The sequence below is a fragment of the Zhongshania guokunii genome (assembly GCF_040892635.1).
Classification (GTDB): Bacteria; Pseudomonadota; Gammaproteobacteria; order Pseudomonadales; family Spongiibacteraceae; genus Spongiibacter; species Spongiibacter guokunii.
Window position 1 is genome coordinate 18,972 of record NZ_JBFRYA010000001.1, and the last position, 19,381, is coordinate 38,352.

The following is a 19,381-nucleotide window of genomic DNA, read 5'->3' on the forward strand; positions in this document are numbered from 1 at the left end:
GCGGCTTTTTATTGAATAAGGAGTTTGGAATATGGATGAGCAGATAGATTACGCCGAGATGGAGGCGAAGCTGCGATCGCGGGTAGAAACCCTACTTAATGGCAAAATGACGGCGATGGAGCGTCAGGTTAGATGGCGACCGTCATGGTTTGCTGACGTAGAAACCGTAAGCGGTATTAAAAAACTTTATATTCGTGGTGATCGCCAAAGTGATGTGGTGCCATTCCCAGAGTTGAAGCGCGAGGCTGATATATTACGAGTGCTGGGCGAACAGGGCATTCCCGCGCCGAAAATATACGGCATGTGCGAGGACCCTGTTGCGATTATTATGGAGTGTTCGCCGGGTAGCCGCGACGTGGCAACCGCGAGCTCGGACGAAGAGCGTCGCTCGGTTGCGCGCCAGTATATTGAATCGCTGATGGCGATGCATAAACTGCCGTTAGAGCCATTTAAGGCAATAGATCTTGAAGTGCCTGTGGGTGCAGAAGAAATTGCGTTGGCAGGCGTAAAAGCGTATATGCCATTGTATCAAAAAAATAAGATTTGCCCTGAGCCCCTTATCGAGTTTTCCCTGCGGTGGCTGCGCGACAATATTCCAATGCACCGCACTCGCGCGAGCATGATTGCTTTTGACGCGGGCCAATTTTTGTTTAGCGAAGGCAAAATAACGGCGTTTTACGATTTTGAATTTGCGATGATTGGCGATGCCATGACCGACTTGGCCACCATGTCGATGCGCCATTCCTACGAGCCCACGGGCGACACGATGTCATCCTTACTCACGTATTACGAAGAGCTGTCTGGCGAAAAACTTGATATCAGTGTGGTGCGCTATCATCACGCAGTATTTGCTACGGTTGCCTGCATGCAGTTTGCTGGCGCGATTAAAAATCCCAAGCCTGGCGATCCGCACGATGTGTATCTTGAGTGGGATATTGCACTGCGAAAAACCCTGCTTAATGCGCTGTCAAAAAATATGGCAGTGGACTTAGTGACTGCCCCTGTGCCGACAGCGCAAGACAGTAATTTAGCCGCGCTTTACACCATGCTTAATGACAGCGCTGAGCAGCTGTCCGCCGATACGCCATTGCAAGAGGCGGGTAAAAAGTCGACCCAGCGCTTAGTGGAATACGCAACGGTAATGAGCCGCTATGGCAGTGAGCTTGAGCGATTGGCAATAGTCGAAGCCACGCCTTTTGTTGGTGACTGCCAGTCATCGACTGAGTTGGACGAGAAGCTTGAGGCTTTTGTGAAGCAAGCTGGGCCGGAGCACAATGCCGCGTTGTTGCAGTATTTTTCCAAGCAACTATCGCGGCGCATGGCGGTTTGTGCCGATATAGAAATTGGTATCTCTGCTCAGCATATTCAGGATGATATTTTAGGCTGAGCTGGACAGTTTAAATTACTAAAAGGCGTCCAGAATAGACCTGCTTAGCGGGTCTATTCTGGCGCGGACTGTTAGTCCTCGCCAACATAGGGCGCGGTATGCGCCCAGCGCTCGATTAAGTCGGTGCGACGCGCGGCCCCTAAACCGGCTTTGTCCTCTTCATCGGCGGGGTGGATAAAGGTTGGCCCATTGGGTAATTCTCGCAGTGCCACTGTCACGACGTCTTCGGGTTTGTATACGCCGGGAATCGTTTCTTGATCCCAGCCGTCTATTTTCGATTCCGCCATTTGCTTGCGCAGGGTAGGGGTGTCGACGACCATGATTAAGAAGTTTAATACATCAATATTTTTGTCTCTTAGCTCCATCCATAAGGACTCGCCAAAATTCAGCATAAAGCCTTTGCTTGCGGTATACATTGCATATTTCTTATTGCCGCCAAGGGCGGCGTGCGAGCCCATTAACAAGATGCCGCCCCTGCCGCGGGCCAAGAGTTTTTGGCCGACGTAGTGACTAATTTCCATCAAGCTACTGGCACCTAATGCCAGTAGATCTTGCCAAGTTTTGAGGGGGGCCTTTAGAAAGGTGCTCGCGTAGGCTGGCGCACCGGCGTTGTAGACCATTAGGCCAATATCAATGCCCTCGAGTTCGCTGCAAATACTGGCAACACTGTTGTCGAGGCTGAGGTCGGCGGCAATAACTTTACTTGAAACGCCGTGCTGGGTGCTAAGTTCCTCTGCGAGCGTCCCTAGCGCTGCGGCGTTTCTTGCTACTAACACGCAGTTCAGCCCCTTGGCGGCAAGCTGGTGGGCACAGGCTGCGCCGGTGCCATGAGAGGCGCCAACGATAAGTGCCCAAGGGCCGTATTTTTCTAAAAATGCCTGATCATTTGTATACTGCTCCAAAACCTTCTCCTATTATTCTTCATTAAAATATTGTTGTTCTAGCATTGGTGTTTGTTTCCAGTCGCTACTCTTTAACCAGTAATAGACTGCTCGCCAGTGGCCCACCGCCTGCCGCCGCCACCGCAACATTGTGGGCCGGGAGTTGACGTTCACCACTGCGCCCCCACAACTGCTCACAGGCTTCCACGATATAACCTAGGCCGTGGGTGCGGCCACCAGACAACTGCCCGCCATTGGTATTAATTGGCAGCTCGCCTTGGCGTGAAATACGACTGCCGCCGTCGACAAAGGCGCCGCTCTCGCCTCTGGGGCAAAGCCCTAGGGCCTCGAGCCAAATAAGTGCAAAGATTGAAAAGCCATCATAGAGCTGGGCGTTACCGATGTCTTTGGGCTTGTAGTCGCTGCGCCGCCACATCATTTCTGCGGCGTCAATGGCGGCCATGCCGGTGAGGTCAATTTGGTCCCAGCTCCAGGGTTGCTTGAGTGCAGATCCTATTCCATCGATGCAAATCGGGGGATTGCGCAAGTCTTGGGCAATGTCTTTGCGCGAGAGAATAATCGCTATGGAATTGTCGCAGTGAACATCACAGTCAAATAAACGCAGCGGCGAGGAGATCATTCGCGACGATAAATACTGTTCCATCGACAGCGGCGTGCGAAATACTGCATTGGGATTTAGCTCGGCGTTTTTTCGGCAGGTAAGCGCAATTTGAGCGAGCTGTTCTTCGGTGGTGCCGTATTCGTGAAAGTGGCGCTGGGCATACATGGCTGCCAAATTGATGGCTGAGCGCACATTGAATGGGGTGTACCACTGCCAGAAAAAACTACTGTCGCGGCCAATCGTTTTGTTATTGAGGGCAGAGGCGGTTTTGTCAGTTTGGCGCCGGCTCGACTCAGTGATAGTGCGGAAAACCAATACGTGCTTGCACAGCCCAGTGGCAATTGCCATCGCGCCATTGATAATGCCGGCGAGTGGGCCGGGTGCTTCGTAACCGGCGCCAAACCAATTTACCTTTAAGCCAAGTGTGGAGATAAGCGCATTGGGGCCGATTGGCGAGAAAGCATCGCCGTTATTATTGTCGCCGGGCCAGCAGGCAACGCCGTCGATATCATCCTTTGTTAAACCCGCGTCAGCCAGGGCTTTAAAACAGGCGTCGGCGGTTAATTGCATCGCCGATTGCTGCGAGGGGCGGCCGACTTCCGATTGGCCGATGCCAGAGATCGCGACGTTTTTTTCACCGATATAGTCTGCGCTCATGACACTACCTCAAATTGGGGGATCCAGACGTCTTCAAATTGCACAAAGTGGACGACAACGCGTTGATTGATCGCAACCGACTCTGGCGCACAGCCTACAATATTACTCACTAGGCGCAGGCCCACTTGTTCGTCGAGTTCGATAATGGCGATAACATAGGGCACCTCTAGGTCGTCGGCCCAGGGCTGGTAATTAATCGTGAAGCTAACAATGTGGCCATGACCAGACACCGCGCGCGGGGACACCTGGGCGCTATTGCAGCGGGGGCATATGGCGGCAGGGGGGTGAAAATACTGCTCGCAGTCTGCGCAGTGGTGAATTAGCAGGGTTTGCTGCTCGCCACCTTGCCAGAATGGTTGGTTGTCGCTATTGAGCGCGGGGAGCTTTCTGCTCATAATTTTTGCCCTTGTGCTGCTGTTGTCATTATCTTTTTACCTGCAGTCAAATGAACTGCTGACTAAGTTTGTAGACAGAATATACAAATATGTTTAGTATTTTCCAATGATAAATTGATAAAAACAAATTTAGCTGTGATTTAACCCTGTTTTCTACCTTGAGCAGGGCGCGCAAAATGACGAGGCTGTCGGCTGAGGTGTTGCGCATCACAGAATCCAAGTTGGGAGTAATACGTGCGTTTAGTCACCTATCTTGATAGCAATGGGCTGCCACGTGCAGGCGCATTTATTGAGCACGATCAAGCGGTTGTCGACTTGCAAGAGGCGTCAAATCTGGTGTTTCAGAAGCATAGTGCAGCTTTTACTAGTGTGCTCGCTTTATTAGAAGGCGGCGAAGAGGCGATGCAAGCGGCGCGAACCCTAGTTACTAGGGCGCCATCGGCGGCGGTGTTGGAACGCAGTTCCCTAAAGCTGTTAGCGCCGATCCAGCCGCCGCCGCAGATTCGCGACTGCTCCTGCTTTGAATTGCACTTAGAGCAATGCTACGCGGCGGCAAGACGTGCCAAAGTGGCCCGCGAAGCTGACCCAGAAGCCGCGCTGCGCGCGATAGATACCAGCGAAGACGACCGAGTGCTTGAAACCTTTCGGCGCCAGCCTATTTACTATAAAGCTAACCGCTTTGCGGTTATTGGTCCAGATGAGCCTATTTTATGGCCGTCTTACAGTCGCTTAATGGATTTTGAATTGGAGCTGGCCTGCTATATTGGTAAGGGTGGCAAAAATATTCGCCGCGACCAAGCCAAGGCGCACATCGCGGGCTATACCATATTTAACGATATGAGTGCGCGCGACGCCCAGGGCCGAGAAATGCCCGGCAAGCTCGGTCCTGCCAAGGGCAAGGACTTCGATACCGGCAATGTTATGGGTCCCTGCTTGGTTACCGCAGACGAGATTGAAGACCCCTATAATTTAACCATGATAGCGCGGGTTAACGGCGAGGAGTGGGGGCGTGGAAGCAGTGCCGATATGCACTGGCAATTCGAAGATTTAATTGAGCATATCTCTCGCGACGAGACTTTACACACCGGCGAGGTTTTAGGTTCTGGAACGGTTGGTAATGGTTGCGGTTTAGAGCAGCTACGCTACCTAAAACCCAATGATCTAATAGAGCTAGAGATCGAACAGATTGGTATCTTGGCAAGCCGAATAATTAAACCCGAATAATAAATTTTGCTCGCTGCGCGCTGCAGCGGCCAATCGTTTTCAAAGGAGAGTAGTGATGAGTGCTAACACTGAAAGAAAATTAGCAGACGGATCCACCATTTCAGATCTTATTGATTTGGAGCGCAGAGAGGTACAGCTGCGCACCTTGGCAGATCGAGAAATATACGAGATTGAGCAGGACAAAATATTCGGTAAAACCTGGTTGCTGCTCGGCCATGAATCAGAAATTCCTGATGATGGGAATTTTATTCAGCGCTTTATGGGCGACGATTCAGTCATCGTGGCGCGTCATAAAGGCGAAGTGTTTGTTTCGCTTAATGTTTGCCCTCATCGCGGTATGAAGATTACCACTCAAGATGCGGGGAGCACGTCAATTCATAAGTGCATATACCACGGCTGGGCGTTTCGTAGTAATGGCGAATTTTTGGGTTCGCCGGTTGCTGACCAGTGTATGCATGGCAAGATCCGCGGCAAAGATGAACTTGGCCTCCAACAGGCGCGGGTAACCCTGTACGGCGGTCTAATTTTTGCTACTTGGAATATCGATGGCCCCTCGTTTGAAGATTTCCTCGGCGACGCCAAATGGTATTACGATATGCTGTTCTGCCGCTCAGATGGCGGCATGGTAGTGGCAGGGCCACCGCAGCGCTTTGTGGTTCGCGCCAACTGGAAAGCGGCCGGCGAGCAATCGGCTGCTGATGGTTTCCACACGCTTATGCTCCACCGCTGGTTGGGCGAAGTGGGTAACTACAAAAAGGACGACGGCGAGAGTGGCGATCTTACTCCTGAAATGTTTGGCGCAGAAGTAAGTTCGCCCCACGGTCACGCTCTGCGCTGTATCGACTTAAATCGCAAGATTCGCCGCCTAACCGGTAAAGATCCCGAGGAGCTGTCGGTAGAAGAAAAGCTTCGCGTACTGCCGCCACCGGGCATGACCGCAGACGCCTTTACTCAGCTTAAAAAGAACCTATCACCAGAGCAGTTAGAAGCCATGGCATGGATGCCGCCCCAAGTCGGCGGGATGTTCCCCAATGTACTATTTGGCTTTGTGTATATTCCTCAGGCAGACGGGAGCGTAGTGGGTTCGATGACCTTGCACGCCTATGTACCCAAAGGACCTGACAAACTGGAGTTTATTAACTGGATCTTTGTTGAAAAGGACACCCCGCCAGAATTGCGCGAAAAAATGGTTATGCAGACCATTCAGTTGTTTGGTACCTCTGGCATGGTTGAGCAAGATGACTCAGACACTTGGCCACACATGACTTTGACCGCGAAAGGTCCCCAGGGCCGTCATTCAACCATGAAGTATCAGGCAATTTATGAAACGGGCAAGCCCGAGGGTTGGCCGGGGCCAGGTATCGTTAACGAGGGCTTCACCAAAGATGATACCCAGTGGCATTGGTGGAAGTATTGGCATGCGCTAATGACTGCCGAATAAAAAAACGTCCACTATTAAAAAGAATGCAGAACAGGTGAGATCATGACTACAGCAAACGAACCGGTGAATTTTTTTGAACAATGTGCAGATGAAATTGCCATTGGCTCCGATGTTTACAATCAAGCTTTGGGCTTTTATTACGCTGAAGCGCGAATGTTAGATAATTTGCGATATATGGATTGGGTCGAAACACTGACCCAAGATATTAAATACAATGTTCCGCTTCGCCAGACCCGTCTGGTGAAAGACAATGAAGCGTCTATTATTTATAGCATGCGCCATATGCACGAGGACTATCGCTCTTTGATGGGCCGCGCGCTGCGTCTTAGCGGCAATAGCGCATGGGCGGAAGATCCGGCGTCACGGACTAAACGTTTTGTGAGCAATGTACAGGTATTTGAAACGGCAACGCCAGGTGAGTACGCGGCGCTAAGCTATTTGCTTATTACTCGAAACCGCTTTGACGATGACCACTTTGATTTAATCCCCTGCGAGCGACGCGATATTCTTCGCTTGCAAGACGGTGTTTTGAAGTTGGCTCAGCGCGACATAATATTGGATCAAGTGTTATTGGGTACGCCCAATCTGGCTATCTTCCTGTAATAGCGAACTGATGGCACGCAGTAGTGATATTGCGTGCTTAATCCTGGGAACTATCGCTAGGGAGTTGGCGTTCGCGTTTGAACGCTATTGTTAGTCTACATCGTTGGTGTTTTAAGCCAGTCTTGATCATCCGCACACAATGACGCTGGGTTATCACTAAAATCTAAGGTAGAACCCACCATTCTATGGGCTTGGCTCGCGCGCTCGGTCTGCTGTACATAACAGTAGCCCAAGGGTTTTGCGTGTTGCTCAAGATCAAGATTGCGCAGGCGGCCCAGCGAGATAACGGCACCGCGGCGCAGCACCAAGGCGGCCTCGGCCATGTCGGTGTCTAGCGTCGTTCTGGCCCAGGCTGCCATGCCGCGTTGCAAGGACACGCCGGCAAATTTCGGGGGCGCCACAATAAAATTATTTTCGATTTGCCAGCATAGAATTTCTTCGCCGTTGCGCCATAGGCGTGCCGTAGTGCCGCCATTCACGTGGCGAGGTACGGCGATGTCGTAGCGGCGCTGATCTGCGCCCTTGGCCATTGCGGCAACGGCTAGTCCGGCCATATCGAGTTGATGGGTGCATTGCAGGCGTGCATCTATCCGCTGTGGCAGGGTGTGGAGCACCTCATCTATTGCAAGGCCTTGCAATGCCTCTAGTTCTGGCCCCGCTTGCGCACAGAGGCTGTAAGGGGTGCGTAGGCCTGCAGTGTCTATCGCGTTAATCGTATTGTCTTTAATGGTGATGGCGACCCGAAAATGATGATAGTCGTCTTCCAGTGCACATTTGATCACAGTGGCGGAGTTGGCGCGATGTACCATAATCTCAATACGTCTTAAAAAGCTGGGCATGCGAACTCCGGTAGGAAAATTTTAAAAGATACACTATTATTCAAACTGTCTAATTATAAAAGAGTTGTCAATAGAGAGATAAGAAATATGGCGATGTTGAAAAACAAAGTGGCTTTTATCACCGGCGCTGGTGGTGGTATTGGCAGAGGTATCGCGCGTCGCTTTGCCCGCGAGGGTGCCTGCGTAATTGTCGCTGAAATTGATGAGCACAGCGGGCGCGAAACTGCCGCTCAAGTCGATGAACTGGGCGGGCAGGCGCTATTCGTGCGCACCGACGTTACCGATAAAGCCTCGCTACTGGCCGCGATAGACGCGGGGGTAACTCGCTTCGGCGGTTTAGATATTTTGGTAAACAACGCCTTTGTACCGTCGGCGAATGTGTTACTAGAAGACAAAACCGACGAAATGCTTGAGCGCACTCTAACTTCAACCGTTAAAGCCAGTTGGTGGGCGATGCGCGCAGCGCTGCCGCACATGAAACTGCGCGGTGGCGGCAAAATCATTAATTTTTACTCCATTGATGTTGATGTGGGCGCGTGGTTACACGCTGACTACAACACCGCAAAAGCGGGGGTTGTCGGCCTAACGCGCAGCGCTGCGGCCGAGTGGGGGCGTTTTAATATTACGGTAAACGCCATTGCACCAACCGCAATGGGCGCCACCTTTCATAAGTTTGCCGAAGAGAATCCAGGCTTTGCCGAACGGGCGGCGGCTATGCGGCCAATGGGGCGCTGCGGCGACCCAGAGAACGATATTGGCCCCGCAGCGCTATTTTTGGCCAGTGACTTATCTTGCTACGTTACCGGTGAAACCTTGCATGTGGACGGTGGCTTGCACCTGCCGGGTTATAACTCTCGGCCTGAGCATATCGCGACTCGAGAATACTAGAGTGCCCGCTAATTTACTTGTCTAGGTGCCTCTTGCGGCAAGTAAATTAACCTTAAGTGTACTTGTAGGGTTGTTCAGTTACGGGCTTGTTAAGCTCATTTCACTCCTTTAAAATAAAAATATTAGACATAAATCAGATTAGTGTTTATATTTGATCTAGTTAAGCCGAAAAGGCTGGTTTTTAACTGTCTTAAATAAAAATGATAGATAGCGCTGCCACTCTCGGATGCGACTGTCGCCTAGGAGGAATTCCCTAATGCTTATTGATCTTCATGCGCACGCCCCCCATCCCGATTATTACAATCAACATCCCCACTGGGGGCCGGCATTTGAGTCGCAAAGCGATGGTGATATCAAATTGCGAGTTGGTGAGTGGATTTTGACACTTGGTGCACCAGAGCGAAAAGCTGCTCTGCGTCAGGCACATGCAGAGGGTAAAGCCCTGCAAGTTGAAGAATATATGGCGAAATGGCGCGACCCTAAAAACCGCGTCGCGGGAATGGACGCAGCGGGTCAAAATCTCCAAGTTGTTTCGGTTCCTAGTCACTGCTATATGTATTGGGCGGAGCCCGAGTTTGCTGTGCCATTTGCACGCAAGGTAAACGATGTATTGGCAGAGTACTGTTCAGGTGCACCAGATCGCCTAATGTTTTGGGCGCACGCGCCATTAAATGTTCCCCAAGAAGCGGCTAAGGAAATTCGTCGCGCTTGTACTCAGCTCGGCGCAAAAGGCTTGGTGGCTGGTGGTTCTAATTTTGGCGGTTTGGAATACGACTCACCTGAACTTGACTGCGTATGGGCGACCTTATGCGATCTCGATTTGCCGATCTTTGTTCACGGCTACAACCAATCTGTAACCTGGGGCGACAAAGCCAATACCGATCGTTACGAAACCACAGCTATTGTTGGTATGAATTACGATGAAACAAAATGTTTCTGGTATTTAATTAACGGCGGCGTACTCGACCGTTTCCCCAAACTGAAAGTGTATATCACTCACGGCGGCGGCTATGTGCCGTATCAATTAGGTCGCTTTGCTGGGACAAACCCTAATTTAGACACTTACCACAATAAGCGTCCTTTCCTCGATTACATGAAAAACTTCTACTTCGATGTTGAATTGCATGAGCTGCCAATGCGTCAAGCAATGATTGAAATCATCGGTGCAGACCGGGTTTTATACGGCTCAAATTTTGGCGGTAGCGACGCAGTGCGTCACGATCTTACGGAAGGTTTGCGCTTGTCCGACGAGGACTTGCAGCGTATTCGTTGGAAGAACGCCTGTGAATTACTGCATCTTGATCCGGCTAAAATTGGTGGTCCAGGTACGAGTGTCTGAGTATGAAATTAGCCCGCTGCGAATTAGAAAAGCGCGTGTTCTGGGCGAAAGTCGATGAGCACGCAAACACCCTAAGCGTCATTGCAGGATGCTTCAGTGAATGGGGGAAAGCGCTGACTCGCGCAATTACCGCGGGGCAGCCCAGTGCTGACGTCTTGCCCTTAACAGGTGAAACCCTGGCTTTATCGGCGGTGCGTTTATTGCCGCCGGTGGAGCCGGTGAATCGGGTTGTTGTTGCAGGCGCAAACTATGCCAAGCATTTGGCGGCCGATTTTGGTTTGGCCTCGCCATCTCAGCCGGTGGCTTTTTTAAAAGCTTACGGCGCGCTTATTGGCGCTAACGACGAGCTGCGCTACCCGCCACTGACCACCAAGCTTGATCATGAGGTCGAGCTGGTTGTGGTGATTGGCGATTCGTCTATTGACGCCAGCAAGCCAATAGACAGCGTGTTGGGTTATACCGTTGGCAATGACGTTAGCGCTCGGGATTTACAGCACAGCGGTCCCAAAGGTATTGGCATGGATTTATTCGCCGCCAAAAGCCAAGACAAAACCACCGGCGTTGGACCGTGGATTGTCACTAAAGACGAATTCCCCACAGGCAGCCCAGTATTGAGTTTGCAGCTATTGGTTGATGGTGAGCTTCGTCAAGATGGTAGCACTGGGGATATGACCTGGGACGTTGGCGAGTTAATTAACTTTGTGCAAATTAGGTCGAGCTTCGCGGCGGGCGATATCTTGTTTACCGGCTCACCGGATGGGGTGGGGCAGGGTACCGGAAAATTCCTGAATTCCGGCGAACTTGTTGAGGCGAAAATTGACGGTATTGGTTCACTGAAAAATCGGGTGTCGGCTAAGCAAGGCTAAATCGCTCGCGGTGAATGTCGTAAATTATTTTTAGGTAAGAAAACATGATCAGTAAACGCAGTTCAGTTGTGGTGGTGGGTTCCGGCTTAATGGGCACTGGCATTGCGCACGCTTTTATCAGCAATGGCTTTCCCTGCTGGCTGGTAGATATGAATGAAGCCGCCTTGGAAAAATCCGTTGCCAATATTCACGGTATTCTGGACGGCGGCGTCAAGTTGGGCAAGGTGAGTGCTGACGATGCCAGCGCTGCTAAACAGCGTCTAATGACGGCGACATCGATTAATGAGTCGCAAAAAGAAGCCAGCCTGTTAATCGAAACCGTATCTGAAAATCTCGCGGTTAAGCAGTCGGTACTTAAAACGGCCGAATCAGTTTTAAACGAAGACGCCATTATTGCAACAAACACCTCGGCGCTTAGTGTTACCGAGATTGCCAGTGTTCTGGATAGTCCGAACCGAGCTATTGGTATGCACTTTTTCAACCCAGTTCATAAAATGAAGCTGGTTGAGCTAGTCTTGGGTTTGGCGACCGACGAAGAAACGGTTGCTATCAGCCGCTCGTGGTGCGAAAGCATTAAGAAAACCTCCATTCTTGTTAATGAATCTCCGGGCCTGACCACCAGTCGCATGTCGGCAATGGCAGGCAATGAGGCAATGTGGATGTTGCAAGAGGGCACCGCCAGCGCGGAAGACATCGACACCGCACTGCGCATGGGATTTAACCATCCAATGGGGCCGCTGGAATTGGGCGACTTGACAGGTTGGGATACCCGACTCGCGGTGTTGAAATACCTACATTCAACCTTGGGTGAAAAATTTCGTCCCTGCCCGTTAATTATTAAAATGGTTGCCGCCGGCCGCTATGGTCGTAAAACTGGCCACGGTGTTTACCAATACGATGCCGACGGTAAGCGTGTTCCCGGTTCTGGCATGAAGGGCAGCCTGCTGTGAGCGAGACCTATATTGTCGATGCGCTGCGCACCCCAGTTGGCCGCTACACTGGCAGCTTAGCGGGGATTCGCGCCGACCATCTCGCTGCGCATGTTTTGAACGGATTGCTACAGCGCAATAGCAGTATTGCTGCCGAGCAAATTGACGACGTGATATTCGGCTGTGTAACCCAAGTTGGTGAGCAGTCGGCGAATATTGCTCGTACTGCTTTATTGAGTGCGGGCTGGCCGGATTCGGTGCCGGGCCTGACCATCGACCGCAAATGCGGCTCGGGTGAGGTTGCTGTGCATTTGGCCAAAGGTCTTATATCCAGCGGCGCGGCCGATTTAGTTGTGGCTGGCGGCGCCGAAAATATGAGCCGTGTCAAAATGGGCGGCAACCGCGAGATTTACGGCGAAGCCTTTGGCTGGATGATTGAACAACGCTTTGAGCTAACCGGCCAGGGCGAAGCAGCCGAGCGCCTTGCCGATAAGTGGCAGCTGAGCCGTGAAGACCTCGATAATTTTGCGGTGCGCAGTCATTTGCTGGCCGCAAAAGCGGCAGCCGCTGGGTATTTCGACAATGAAATTCTTCCCGTGCCCATTAAGACCTTGCAAGACGCTGACGCGATTACTGAACGTGAAGAATTAGCGGCGGATGAAACAATTCGCCCCGGTAGCAATGTCGAAAAATTAGCGACCTTGAAAACCAGTTTCCGCGAAGCCGGTCGCTTAACCGCGGGTAACTCTTCGCAGATTTCAGATGGCGCGGCGCTGTTATTACTTGCCTCAGAAAATGCCTGTAAAGAGTTTAACTTGAAGCCTAGGGCACGGGTGCTTGCGTGTTTGACCGTCGGCTCTGATCCGACCTTAATGCTGACTGGACCGATTGCCGCGACCCGTAAAGTGTTGGCCAAAGCGGGCTTGTCGATTGCCGATATTGATTTATTTGAAATTAATGAAGCCTTCGCAACCGTGCCCTTGGTCTGGGCCAAAGAAATGCAGGTGAGCCATGAGCGCCTGAATGTTAATGGCGGCGCGATTGCCTTGGGGCATCCGTTGGGCGCTAGCGGCGCCAGAATTATGACCTCGATGCTTAATGAGTTGGAGCGGCGTGGCGGACGTTACGCCTTGCAAGCAATTTGCTGCGCGGGTGGTATGGGCACCGCAACGATTATTGAAAGGCTTTAAGAAAAACCATAGCCAGTATGAACGGTAGTAGCTAAATACGCTTTTTTAATAGAAGCGATAATAAAAGTACTAGGAATAAAAATGCATATTGACCTCAGTGGTAAACGGGTAATTGTGACTGGTGCATCGCGGGGCATAGGCCGCGCTATTGCCCTGGCTTTTGCCGCCGAGGGCGCCAATGTTGCGGTGTGTGCACGCGACCATGAAGCAATCACAGATACCGGCGCGGTCTTGGCCGAGCAGGCGGCTGATGTTATCGCCAAGTCGGTAGACGTCACTGACAGCGAGGCAGTCAATGTCTTTGTTAACGAGGTTGTTGCACGCTGGGGTGGGGTCGATGTACTCGTCAATAATGCGGGTCAGGGGCGCGGCGGTAATCTCGACACCCTAAACCCCGAGGATATTTTAGAGCACGCCAATATTTTGCAAATGGGCCATTTTCGTTTTACTAAAGCGGTGGTACCCCATATGCGCAAGCAACAGTGGGGGCGAATTATTGAGATAAATGCCCTTGCTGGAAGCATCCCCACGCCAGAAGGTATTCCCTCTGTTATCAACCGTGCCTCCTGTCTTGCCTTGTCTAAAACCTTGGGCATGAATTTGGCAAAAGACAATATTTTGGTTAACAGCCTAAATATGGGTTGGATTGATACTGGACAGTGGGATCGCCATTACCGAGAAATGGGGCCTGGTGTTAGCCGCGAAGAATTTGATGAGATGGTGTTGAAAGTAGTACCGATAGGCCGTTTTGGCAAACCCAGTGATGTCTTTGGCATGGTTTTGTTTTTGGCCAGTGACTACGCCGGTTTTATCAGTGCGGCATCTATTGATATATCCGGCGGCATGCAGGGTCAGATTGCCTACTACCCCACATTAAAAAAAGATTTTTACGACATGGTTAGCGCCAGAGCTAAAGACTAATAAACCTAAGAAGATAAATAGGGAGTTCACAATGTTTGACCTATTGATGAGTGCCGACATGATGCTGGAAGATCCAGACGGTATGGCGGAGTTGCTAAACCAAAAGCTGGGTATTCATAAACACGAAAACTGGCGCCAAGCCTTCGATAACCACCCCTATATAGCCCACTTTTTGCGGGTGCATAAATCTTTGGCGGTATCGCCAACCCGTATTGAGCCCCAGTGGCATTTGGACGCGCCAAACCCTGGCGACCCAATGTTTCATGATTTTTTAGAGAGCCTAAAAGATTATCAGGGTCGGCATCGCCCGATGGTGACCCATGCGGTCGTCATTACCTTGCCTAACGAGAAATTTAGCGCATTTATCGATAAGTTAATGCGTCGCAAACTGCCCTTTAGAATGGCGCAGCGCACCCCAGAGATGCCATTTGACCGCCTGTGGCTTGGCACCTCGCCAGAGAACCCAACATACTCGCCCGAAGTAGATGGGGGCTTGTGCATTGAGGTAATGGGTACTGAGCCGCTGCAAATGCCTGCTGAGGTTTTTGCCGAAACAGCAATGCAACCGCGCAATGCACAGCCAGCTGATATGGTTCGGGTAAGCGCTCGGGGCTTTTTGGTGCGGGATCTGGACGATGTATTACTGCGTTTGTCGAGCAACTTAGATTGGGAACCCGATACCGTTGAGCAGCTGAACAAAGAAGGTTATCGCCGTGCGCGTATGCCGTTCCGCGCCCCAGCCAGTGCTAGTCTAGATTTACTGCAGCCCAGCCGCTGGGATGGTGATGCGGGCTTGTACTTAAATAATTGGGGCCCCGGTTTGTATTACATCCGTGTTTCGGTCAATAACCTGCAGGCCAAGGCCGAGGATTTACGCGCCCGCAATGTGGCTTTCACTTGGATTGAAGAGTCTGAGGCCGTTGGCGGCAAATCTCTGATTCGGGTTGACCCCAGCGAGCTTCGGGGTCAACTATTTGAGTTTGAGGAGGCCTAACGTGGAGGCGTGTACGCAGATAATCAATGACTCGGTGCGAGTCGAACGTCAGGATAATCTTGCGTGGGTGGTATTAACCCGCGCCAAGCAGATTAATGCGATTAACGATGAAATTCGCCATGGCGTGCCGGAGGCCTTGCGGCAGCTAGATACTGACCCGTCGGTGCAAGTTATTGTTATTCGCGGCGATGGCGAGCGCGGATTCTGCGCTGGGGCAGATATTAAAGAGCAGCGGCCGGTTGAAACCTCGATTCAAATCCGTAAACGTATCGGCCAAAATCGCTGGGTTGAAAGCATCGACACCATTGCTAAGCCGGTTATAGCCGCGATTCACGGTTACTGCATGGGTGGTGGCTTAGAATTGGCTCTTGGCTGTGATATTCGTATTGCGTCGCCAGATATTGTCATGAGCCTGCCAGAAACTGCATTGGGACTTATTCCCGGTGGTGGCGGTACTCAGCGTCTGCCGCGTTTAATAGGAGAGGCCAAGGCGCTAGATTTAATGCTAACGGGCGAACGTATAACGGCAAACGAAGCGTTGGCGCTGGGTATTGTTACCCGCGTAGCTAGCTCTACAGAAACTTTTTTAACAGAGGTTGCTGAGTTAGCGCAGAGAATTGCCAAGCGGCCGCCGCTCGCAACCGAGTATCTTAAACGCGCAGTGAAGTCAGGCGCCGATATGGATTTGCGTAAAGGTTTCGATTTGGAGTTGGACTTGTTTGCACTATTGAAACTGTCTGACGACGCCAAAGAAGCCGCCATTGCCTTTAAAGAAAAGCGCGAGCCAATCTTTAAAGGTCATTAAAGTCCCAGCGTCAGGAGCTCCAAGAGGTGCACTGACGCGCTATGGCTTGGGATTTTTCTCTTTTATTGCCTTACTTCCCTCTGTAATTACCCGCAAATTCCCTAATCTGGCGTCAATGCCCGACTTAGTGGCGCTATTGCCCAAGCCAATATCCTTAATCCAGCTAGACTGAGCGGTACTTGTTTTTAACCCAATAGGTATTGGCAATGTCCCTGAGTTTTGACAGTGCGCGTCTGCACAACCCCTATTTACGTCCTGAGCATGAAGAGTGGCGCACCCAGCTGCGCAGGTGGCTGAGCCGTGAGGTGGAGCCGTTTTTAAACGATTGGGAAGAGGCGGGGCAGATACCCGCCAGTTTATGGGCTAAGGCCGCCGAGATCGGTGTATTGCAACTGGGCTACCCCGAGCAATACGGCGGTATCTCCGCGGGCATTGATCAGTGGCATATGAATATTGTAAGTGAGGAGTTTACCCGCGCGGGATCGGCGGGGGGCTTGGTGAGTAATTTACTGATTCACGGCATTGGTTTGCCGCCGGTATTAAATTACGGCAGCGATGCAATTAAGCAGTTGGTGGTGCCGCCGGTATTGGCGGGGGAAAAGCGAATTTCACTGGGTATCACCGAGCCCTCGGGTGGTTCGGATGTTGCGAATATTACCACCACCGCGGTGCGCGACGGCGACCACTATATTGTTAACGGCAGTAAAACCTTTATCTCTGGCGCCATGAATGCAGATTGGGTGTCGACTGCCGTGCGCACCGGTGGCGAAGGTGGTAAAGGCGTGTCGATGCTACTGATTCCCACCGATTTGCCTGGAGTGGGGCGCACGCCCTTAGATCGCAAGCAGGGCTGGTGCTGCGCCGATACCGGCAGTCTGTATTTTGACAATGTACGGGTGCCGGTAGGCAATTTGCTGGGTGAAGAGGGCAAGGGCTTCTGGGTGATTATGACAAACTTCAATCCCGAGCGTTTAAGCTTGGCGGTTACCATGGAAGCTGCGGCGCGCGCTTGCCTAGAAGACGCGGTAACGTGGGCACAGCAGCGCAAAACCTTTGGCAAGCGTTTGGCCGATCATCAAGTTATTCGCCATAAAATTGCCAGCATGAAACAGCGCATCAACGCCACCCAGACCTATTTGCAGTACCTTACCCAGGCCTATATTGAAGGCCGCTGTGATCCCGGTGATTTGGCCATGGCCAAAGTACAGGCGAGCGAGACTATGGAGTTTTGCGCCCGCGAGGCGAGTCAAATCCTTGGCGGCGCTAGCTATCTGCGAGGCAATCGGGTTGAGCGGTTTTATCGCGAAGTGCGAGTTAATGCGATTGGTGGCGGTTCTGAAGAAATTATGCGCGATCTTGCCGCCCGGCAGTACGGCCTGTAAGCCAATATAAAAAGGATAAACAATGAGCGAACACAATCATCTGCAAAACAAACAGCGACCAAAGTTGTGGCATTGCTACACTTCCCGTTCACTACGTGCCCTGTGGGCGCTAGAAGAAATGAGTATAGATTATGAACTAGAGACCTTGCCATTTCCGCCCCGCATGTTTGCGCGAGAATTTTTAGAGCTTAATTCACTGGGTACAGTGCCGTATTTCGTCGATGGCGACACCCACATGACCGAGTCTTCGGCGATTGGCTTGTATTTGGTTGAGCGCTACCAGCGCTATGATTTTGGTTTAAAAGCCGATCACCCCGAATACGGCGATTATTTAAACTGGCTGTTTCACAGCGATGCCACCTTAACCTTTCCGCAAACGCTGGTGCTGCGCTACTCCCAGTTAGAGCCGCCGGAGCGTCGTCAGCCCCAAGTGGTTGAAGACTATTACAAATGGTTTTTGGCGCGGCTTAAACGTCTTAATAGTCATATTGTTGGTCGAGAGTTCCTCTGCGATGAGCGCTTTACCGTCGCCGATATTGCCGTGGTATTTGCCCTTTATTTGGGGGATGGCTTGGGCTTGTCACAATTCTATGAACCGCAGGTCTTGGACTACTATCAGCGCATGAGTGCGCGGCCAGCATTTCAAAAAGTGGAGCCGATAGGCAAAGAGCAGTCGCTCTTCTCGCCCACGCCATACCCCTTCGAAAACGTTCCCAATTTATTTAGCTAATACCTTTAACGCATTGTAAAAATAATACGGAGTTACTATGAAATTTAGCGAAGAACACAATGCCATCCGGCAAACCATTGCCCGCTTTATTGATACTGAAATTAATCCCTATGCCGATCAGTGGGAAGCAGACGGTATTTTTCCCGCCCACGAGCTGTTCAAAAAAATGGGTAATCTCGGTCTGCTTGGCATTGCCAAACCGGTCGAGTACGGCGGCATGGGCTTGGATTACAGCTACCAGATAGTGTTTTCTGAGGAGCTAGGGCGTATTGCCAGCGGTGGCGTGTCAATGGGGATTGGCGTGCAAACGGATATGGCGACACCGGCTTTGGCGCGCTTTGGTAGCGACGAGTTGCGCCGCGAATTTTTGGTGCCCGCCATTGCGGGCGACGCGGTATTTTCTATTGCGGTAAGTGAGCCTCACGCCGGTTCAGACGTGGCGGCCATAAAAACCACGGCTAAAAAAGACGGCGGCGACTACGTTATTAACGGCTCTAAAATGTGGATTACCAACTCCACTCAGGCCGACTATTTATGCCTGCTGGCCAATACCAGCGACGACAAGCCGCATCTGAATAAATCGTTAATTGTGGTACCCACTAATACACCTGGCATCTCCTTCTCCGAGCGCCTTAATAAGCTTGGTATGCGCTCATCAGACACGGCTCAAGTGTTTTTCGACAATGTGCGGGTACCTCAGCGCTATCTAATTGGCGAAGAGGGTCACGGCTTTATCTACCAGATGCTGCAATTTCAAGAAGAGCGCTTATTCGCTGCGGCGGGTGGTTTGAAAGGCATGGAAGACTGCATTAACAAAACCATTGAATACACCCGCGAACGGCAGATTTTTGGTAAATCGGTACTCGACAATCAAGTGGTGCATTTTCGCATGGCAGAATTGCAGACCGAGGTCGAAGCCCTGCGCGCACTGGTATACAACGCAGTAGAAGGCTATATCGACGGCGAAGACGTTACCCGCAAGGCTTCTATGGCTAAATTAAAAGTGGGGCGTCTGCTGCGCGAAGTCTCCGACAGCTGTATGCAGTACTGGGGCGGCATGGGATATATGTGGGACAACCCAGTTGCCCGCGCGTATCGTGATAGCCGTTTAACGTCTATCGGCGGTGGCGCCGACGAGGTAATGCTCAGTATTATCTGCAAAACCATGGGGATATTGCCCAGTCACAAAAAGTGATAAATAAAATAAGTCTTGTACGCTAGCAAGGACGCTTACACTTAGCTGCAATAGGCAGTTGGTTTTATAATTGGCAAAAAAAGCCTGCCACAA

The 19,381-nt window shown here is 51.4% G+C and carries 19 protein-coding genes; 15 read left to right on the forward strand and 4 right to left on the reverse strand.

Annotation, left to right across the window (positions count from 1 at the left end):
- Positions 1 to 31: 31 nt before the first annotated feature.
- Entirely contained in the window at positions 32 to 1,387 is a 1,356-nt protein-coding gene (locus tag AB4876_RS00085) for a phosphotransferase (RefSeq protein WP_368379620.1), read from the forward strand.
- Between the two features lie 71 nt (positions 1,388 to 1,458).
- On the opposite strand, the gene AB4876_RS00090 is transcribed toward AB4876_RS00085, so the two are convergent.
- The 3 genes from AB4876_RS00090 to AB4876_RS00100 form a co-directional block, all read right to left on the reverse strand.
- A complete protein-coding gene (locus AB4876_RS00090; protein ID WP_368379621.1) occupies positions 1,459 to 2,289 on the reverse strand; it encodes an SDR family NAD(P)-dependent oxidoreductase in 831 nt (276 codons plus the stop codon).
- Between the two features lie 64 nt (positions 2,290 to 2,353).
- Positions 2,354 to 3,547, reverse strand: coding sequence for a thiolase family protein (locus tag AB4876_RS00095; protein ID WP_368379622.1), 1,194 nt, complete (start codon positions 3,545 to 3,547; stop codon positions 2,354 to 2,356).
- Positions 3,544 to 3,942 carry a Zn-ribbon domain-containing OB-fold protein gene (locus AB4876_RS00100; RefSeq protein ID WP_368379623.1) on the reverse strand — a complete coding sequence of 133 codons (399 nt, stop codon included), beginning with the start codon at positions 3,940 to 3,942 and terminating at the stop codon, positions 3,544 to 3,546. Before AB4876_RS00100 ends, AB4876_RS00095 begins: the two co-directional genes overlap by 4 nt.
- A 234-nt stretch (positions 3,943 to 4,176) precedes the next feature.
- On the opposite strand from AB4876_RS00100, the gene AB4876_RS00105 reads away from it, so the two are divergent.
- From AB4876_RS00105 to AB4876_RS00115, 3 genes are read left to right on the forward strand one after another with little or no spacing between them, the layout of a single operon-like run.
- Complete coding sequence (locus tag AB4876_RS00105) at positions 4,177 to 5,166, forward strand: fumarylacetoacetate hydrolase family protein (RefSeq protein WP_368379624.1); 990 nt, start codon at positions 4,177 to 4,179, stop codon at positions 5,164 to 5,166.
- A gap of 55 nt (positions 5,167 to 5,221) precedes the next feature.
- Positions 5,222 to 6,607, forward strand: a complete 1,386-nt coding sequence (locus AB4876_RS00110) for an aromatic ring-hydroxylating dioxygenase subunit alpha (RefSeq protein ID WP_368379625.1) — start codon at positions 5,222 to 5,224, stop codon at positions 6,605 to 6,607.
- Between the two features lie 42 nt (positions 6,608 to 6,649).
- Entirely contained in the window at positions 6,650 to 7,210 is a 561-nt protein-coding gene (locus AB4876_RS00115) for an aromatic-ring-hydroxylating dioxygenase subunit beta (RefSeq protein WP_368379626.1), read from the forward strand.
- Positions 7,211 to 7,305: 95 nt separating this feature from the next.
- Here the strand turns inward: AB4876_RS00115 and AB4876_RS00120 are convergent, their stop codons facing one another.
- Complete coding sequence (locus tag AB4876_RS00120; protein ID WP_368379627.1) at positions 7,306 to 8,049, reverse strand: DUF2889 domain-containing protein; 744 nt, start codon at positions 8,047 to 8,049, stop codon at positions 7,306 to 7,308.
- Between the two features lie 87 nt (positions 8,050 to 8,136).
- Here AB4876_RS00120 and AB4876_RS00125 point away from each other — a divergent pair, with 87 nt between their 5' ends.
- The 11 genes from AB4876_RS00125 to AB4876_RS00175 all read left to right on the forward strand — a co-directional run bounded on the left by AB4876_RS00125 (position 8,137) and on the right by AB4876_RS00175 (position 19,288).
- Complete coding sequence (locus tag AB4876_RS00125; protein ID WP_368379628.1) at positions 8,137 to 8,937, forward strand: SDR family NAD(P)-dependent oxidoreductase; 801 nt, start codon at positions 8,137 to 8,139, stop codon at positions 8,935 to 8,937.
- Between the two features lie 256 nt (positions 8,938 to 9,193).
- Positions 9,194 to 10,276 (forward strand): amidohydrolase family protein, encoded by a 1,083-nt coding sequence (locus tag AB4876_RS00130; RefSeq protein ID WP_368379629.1) that lies wholly within the window; start codon positions 9,194 to 9,196, stop codon positions 10,274 to 10,276.
- Between the two features lie 2 nt (positions 10,277 to 10,278).
- Positions 10,279 to 11,142 carry a fumarylacetoacetate hydrolase family protein gene (locus tag AB4876_RS00135; RefSeq protein WP_368379630.1) on the forward strand — a complete coding sequence of 288 codons (864 nt, stop codon included), beginning with the start codon at positions 10,279 to 10,281 and terminating at the stop codon, positions 11,140 to 11,142.
- A 44-nt stretch (positions 11,143 to 11,186) separates the two neighbouring features.
- Complete coding sequence (locus AB4876_RS00140; protein WP_368379631.1) at positions 11,187 to 12,092, forward strand: 3-hydroxyacyl-CoA dehydrogenase; 906 nt, start codon at positions 11,187 to 11,189, stop codon at positions 12,090 to 12,092.
- Positions 12,089 to 13,261 carry a thiolase family protein gene (locus AB4876_RS00145; protein ID WP_368379632.1) on the forward strand — a complete coding sequence of 391 codons (1,173 nt, stop codon included), beginning with the start codon at positions 12,089 to 12,091 and terminating at the stop codon, positions 13,259 to 13,261. The genes AB4876_RS00140 and AB4876_RS00145 overlap by 4 nt, the downstream gene beginning before the upstream one ends.
- An 81-nt stretch (positions 13,262 to 13,342) precedes the next feature.
- Positions 13,343 to 14,182, forward strand: a complete 840-nt coding sequence (locus AB4876_RS00150; protein WP_368379633.1) for an SDR family oxidoreductase — start codon at positions 13,343 to 13,345, stop codon at positions 14,180 to 14,182.
- A 31-nt stretch (positions 14,183 to 14,213) separates the two neighbouring features.
- Complete coding sequence (locus AB4876_RS00155) at positions 14,214 to 15,176, forward strand: VOC family protein (protein ID WP_368379634.1); 963 nt, start codon at positions 14,214 to 14,216, stop codon at positions 15,174 to 15,176.
- A 1-nt stretch (position 15,177) separates the two neighbouring features.
- Positions 15,178 to 15,981, forward strand: a complete 804-nt coding sequence (locus tag AB4876_RS00160) for an enoyl-CoA hydratase/isomerase family protein (RefSeq protein ID WP_368379635.1) — start codon at positions 15,178 to 15,180, stop codon at positions 15,979 to 15,981.
- 206 nt (positions 15,982 to 16,187) lie between these two features.
- Positions 16,188 to 17,363, forward strand: coding sequence for an acyl-CoA dehydrogenase family protein (locus tag AB4876_RS00165; RefSeq protein WP_368379636.1), 1,176 nt, complete (start codon positions 16,188 to 16,190; stop codon positions 17,361 to 17,363).
- 22 nt (positions 17,364 to 17,385) lie between these two features.
- A complete protein-coding gene (locus AB4876_RS00170) occupies positions 17,386 to 18,093 on the forward strand; it encodes a glutathione S-transferase family protein (RefSeq protein ID WP_368379637.1) in 708 nt (235 codons plus the stop codon).
- A 37-nt stretch (positions 18,094 to 18,130) separates the two neighbouring features.
- Positions 18,131 to 19,288, forward strand: a complete 1,158-nt coding sequence (locus AB4876_RS00175) for an acyl-CoA dehydrogenase family protein (RefSeq protein WP_368379638.1) — start codon at positions 18,131 to 18,133, stop codon at positions 19,286 to 19,288.
- Positions 19,289 to 19,381 lie beyond the last annotated feature (93 nt).